The sequence below is a fragment of the Mesorhizobium sp. M4B.F.Ca.ET.089.01.1.1 genome (genome assembly GCF_004022605.1).
GTDB classification, from domain to species: Bacteria; Pseudomonadota; Alphaproteobacteria; order Rhizobiales; family Rhizobiaceae; genus Mesorhizobium; species Mesorhizobium abyssinicae.
The window spans coordinates 1-4,440 of the sequence record NZ_RZOS01000449.1; the positions used below are offsets into that span (position 1 = coordinate 1).

The 4,440-nt window shown below is 64.5% G+C and carries 3 protein-coding genes; 2 read left to right on the forward strand and 1 reads right to left on the reverse strand.

Annotation, left to right across the window (positions count from 1 at the left end):
• Positions 1 to 275 precede the first annotated feature (275 nt).
• Together abc-f and EN780_RS28235 are read left to right on the forward strand one after the other, a co-directional pair.
• Entirely contained in the window at positions 276 to 1,898 is a 1,623-nt protein-coding gene (abc-f, locus tag EN780_RS28230; protein WP_127393464.1) for a ribosomal protection-like ABC-F family protein, read from the forward strand.
• A gap of 97 nt (positions 1,899 to 1,995) precedes the next feature.
• Entirely contained in the window at positions 1,996 to 2,346 is a 351-nt protein-coding gene (locus tag EN780_RS28235; RefSeq protein WP_127393466.1) for a hypothetical protein, read from the forward strand.
• A gap of 80 nt (positions 2,347 to 2,426) precedes the next feature.
• Here the strand turns inward: EN780_RS28235 and EN780_RS28240 are convergent.
• Positions 2,427 to 4,440 (reverse strand): EAL domain-containing protein (locus EN780_RS28240; RefSeq protein ID WP_128275937.1); only part of this gene is annotated, 2,014 nt, incomplete at its 5' end.

Genomic DNA, 4,440 nt, shown 5'->3' on the forward strand with positions numbered 1-4,440 from the left:
GCATCGCCAGAAACGTCCTCCAGGCAGCCGATGCCGACAAAGTCCCCATCAGCCACCGCATCAAGAAATGCGCCTGGAACGACGACTATCTCATCCAGGCGCTAACCCATATGCGATAGCCCTGCCCCACGAGGGGGGAGATCGGCTGTCGCCGCCGCCCTTCGCCAATCTCCAATGTCTCATCTGCGGCGCTTCTGCCTCTTCCCTCGCCGCCTTCATTCGGGTAAGCGCTCGGGCAAATCCCGCCACATCAGCGCATTTATCCGGACCGTCCTATGATCCGTCTCGAAAACATCGGCAAGCAGAACGGCCGTCAGATCGTCTTCATCGAAGCCTCGGCCGCCTTGCAGAAGGGCGAGAAGGTTGGCCTCGTCGGCCCGAACGGCGCCGGCAAGACGACGCTCTTCCGCATGATCACCGGGCAGGAACTGCCGGACGAAGGCCAGGTCCAGGTCGATCGCGGCGTCACTATCGGCTATTTCAGCCAGGATGTCGGCGACATGGAAGGCATGAGCGCCGTTGCCGAGGTGATGGAGGGCGCCGGGCCGGTGAGCGCGGTCGCCGCCGAGATGCGCGAACTCGAGCATGCCATGGGCGACCCCGACCGCGCCGACGAAATGGACGCCATCATCGAGCGCTACGGCGAGTTGCAGCACCGCTTCGAGGAGCTCGACGGCTATGCGCTGGACGGCCGCGCCCGTGAGGTCCTGGACGGCCTCGGCTTCAGCCAGGAGATGATGGACGGCGACGTCGCGAAACTCTCCGGCGGCTGGAAGATGCGCGTCGCGCTCGCCCGCATCCTGCTGATGCGGCCCGACGTGATGCTGCTCGACGAGCCGAGCAACCATCTCGACCTCGAAAGCCTGATCTGGCTGGAGCAATTCCTGAAGAATTATGACGGCGCGCTGCTGATGACCTCGCACGACCGCGAGTTCATGAACCGCATCGTCACCAAGATCGTCGAGATCGACGCCGGCTCGCTCACCTCCTACTCCGGCAATTACGAGTTCTACCAGGAGCAGCGGGCGCTGGCCGACAAGCAGTTGCAGGCGCAGTTCGAGCGCCAGCAGGCGATGCTGGCCAAGGAGATCGCCTTCATCGAGCGCTTCAAGGCGCGCGCTTCGCACGCCGCTCAGGTGCAGAGCCGGGTGAAGAAGCTCGACAAGATCGATCGCGTCGAGCCGCCGAAGCGGCGCCAGACGGTGACCTTCGACTTCCAGCCGGCGCCGCGCTGCGGCGAGGACGTGGCGACGCTGAAGGGCATCCACAAGAGCTATGGCAGCCGCAGCATCTATGCCGGCCTCGACTTCCAGGTGCGCCGGCGCGAGCGCTGGTGCGTGATGGGCATCAACGGCGCTGGCAAGTCGACGCTTCTGAAGCTGGTTGCCGGTGCTTCCGAGCCTGACCAGGGCACGGTGGCGCGCGGTCCGAGCGTCAAGATGGGCTATTTCGCCCAGCACGCCATGGAGCTGCTCGAGGGCGAGCGCACCTTGTTCCAGACGCTGGAAGACAATTTCCCGCAGGCCGGCCAGGCGCCGCTGCGCGCGCTCGCCGGATGTTTCGGCTTCTCCGGCGACGAGATCGATAAGAAGTGTCGCGTGCTCTCCGGCGGCGAGAAGGCGCGGCTGGTGATGGCGCTGATGCTGTTCGACCCGCCCAACCTGCTGGTGCTCGACGAGCCGACCAACCATTTGGACATGGCGACCAAGGAGATGCTGATCAACGCGCTTTCGCAATATGAAGGCACGATGCTGTTCGTCTCGCACGACCGCCATTTCCTCGCGGCGCTGTCCAACCGCGTGCTGGAGTTGACGCCCGACGGCATCCACACCTACGGCGGCGGCTATACCGAATATGTCGAACGCACCGGGCAGGAAGCGCCGGGGCTGAGGAGCTAGGGAGACGGCGGCCATGACCCGCTACAGTCATCCGGCACGCGATTGCCGGAAGAAGAATTCCGTGTACCCTCCACAATGCTTCAGGGGAGGCTTCGGGATGAGAATTGCAATGTCGGTCGCGTTGGCCGCGACAGTGGCCGGATGCGCGACCTCGCCGGTCGATTATGAAGCGTCGCTTTCGCAGCAGGATCAGAAATGGGCGTCGCCGGAATGCCAGCAAGCCCGCGCGGACGCTTCGGATTACGACGCTCGCGAAAAGAACCACCCGGGCTGGGGGTTCGTCGTGCTCGGCCCGTACGGGTTGGGGATCATAGCAGCCGTCAAGGAGCACGAGCAGAAGCAGCGAAAGGCGTTCGCCCGCGAGGTGCACTTGCAATGCTCGAGCCTTCCACTGCCGAGGGCGTTGCAGGGCGAGTCAAGCCCACAGGCCCCGACGAAATATCCATAGCCGGGATCGGCCTGCTTGGAGACTGGCTGAGGTGCCCGTAAAGGGCTCAGATGGCGCGTAGCCGTCGTGGACGAGGGGCGCTAGCCGACCGCCAGCCATTTGCGCGACTGGGCGAAGGCCTTGAAGGTCTTGGCGTCCATCGGGCGGCCGAAGGCGTAGCCCTGCAGGATGTCGCAGCCCAATTCCTTCAGGATGCGCGCATGTTCCATCGTTTCGACGCCTTCGGCCACCACTTCGATGCCGAGCGACTTGCCGATCTCGATGATCGACGACACCAGCCGCCGTTGCGCCTTTGACCCGGTGATCGGCGTGATCAGCTGGCGGTCGATCTTCAGCCGGCGCGGCTGCAGCTTGAGCAGGCTGACGATCGAGGCATAGCCGGTGCCGAAATCGTCGATCTCGATGTCGATGCCGAGTTCCTTGATCTGCTCGATGTTCCAGGAAACGAAGTCGTCGTTCTCGTCGAGGAAGATCGACTCCACCAGCTCGAACGACACCGTCCCTTGCTTGATGGCGAGCTTGCGCAAACCCTTGATCAGGTCCCTGTCCTCGAGGCGCCTGGCCGAGACGTTGACCGAAACGCGCGGGATGTTGAGATGCGACCAGCGCTCGAAATTCTCCAGTGCCTGTTTGAGCGTGGTGCGGTCGATCAGCGCCACGACGTTCAGCTCCTCGGCCACCTTGAGATAGGCGGCGGGCGCCAGGATGCCGCGGCGCGGATGCTTCCAGCGCGACAACGCCTCGACGCCGACGATCTCCAGCGTCCTGGCGTCGAACTGCGGCTGGTAATAGGCGACGAACTCGTTCCGCTCCAGCCCGCCAAGGATTTCGTCGGCGATCTGCTTGGTCCGGACGATCTCGCTCTGCAGCTCCTCGTTGAAGAACTCGTAGCGATTGCGGCCATGGCTTTTCGCCCGGTAAAGCGCGAGATCGGCATTGACGAGCAACTGCCTGGCGTCGACGCCGTCATTGGCGGCGATGCCGATGCTGACGCCAAACCGGCACTGGTGGCCCTGGAAGGCAACCGGTTGGCGCATCTCCTCGATGATGCGGCTGGCCAGTTCGGCCAGCTTGTCGTCGCCATCCCCATGGGCGACCACCACGAACTCGTCGCCGCCGATACGGGCCACGAAATCGGCGGCTCCGGCGTTGGCCTTGATGACTTTCGAGGCGTGCATCAGCATGGCATCGCCAGCCGCGTGGCCGAGCGTATCGTTGATCTGCTTGAAGCGGTCGAGGTCGAGATGCAGCAGCGCCGTGCGCCGGCCGCTCTCACCGCTTTCAGCCAGCATCTCGTCGAGATAGCGGCGGTTGGGCAAGCCGGTCAGCGAGTCGTGAAGGGCGACATGCTCGATGCGCGCCTTGGCGATCTCCAGCTCGGCGTTCTTCGATTCCGACAGCTGCCGCTCGCGCTCCAGATTTTCGTTGAGCAGCACGTCGCTTGTCACGTCCCATTCGGCGCCGATCATCTTCGGCGTGCCTCCGGTGTCCTGGAAGAACGTGGCGCGCGTGCGGACGTGGCGGACGTCGCCGTCATGATGGATGAGGCGGTATTGCGAGGAGTAGAGGCCCCTGGTCGCCGCAGCCAGGTCGAAATCCCGTCGAGCGCGCTCGATGTCGTCGGGGTGGATCGTTCCCGCCCAGTCATCATAGCCGCGCGGCTCGCTGCCGGCGGCCTTGCCATAGATCTCGTTGACACGCTCGTCCCACACCAGTTCGTTGGTGGCGAGGTCGTGCTCCCAGACGCCGATGCCTGAGGCCTCCAGCGCCAGCTCCAGCCGCCCGGACAGGCGCCGCAACTCGGCATAGTTCTTCTGCCTTTCGCCGAACAGCCGCCCGGCCACCAGGATCGGCAGCACCACCAGCACGCCGGCGAGCGCCATGAGGGCCAGCAAGGTCCGCTCATTCTTCGGCGCCGCTGGCCAGCCGCCCTTGGGAATGGCCGAAATCCGCCACGAGCCTGACGGCACCTCCACTTCGGCTGTCACCGGATTGCCGGCGACGACATTGTCGCCGCCGAAGAAACGTTCGCCGCTGCCACCCAGCGCGTCCTTGCCGGTCAGCGCCACATCGATGTCTATGGCGGGGTCGGTA

Coding starts and splice junctions, on each gene's coding strand:
- abc-f (WP_127393464.1), top strand. CDS start 276: ATGATCCGTCTCGAAAACATCGGCAAGCAGAACGGCCGTCAGATCGTC.
- EN780_RS28235 (WP_127393466.1), top strand. CDS start 1,996: ATGAGAATTGCAATGTCGGTCGCGTTGGCCGCGACAGTGGCCGGATGC.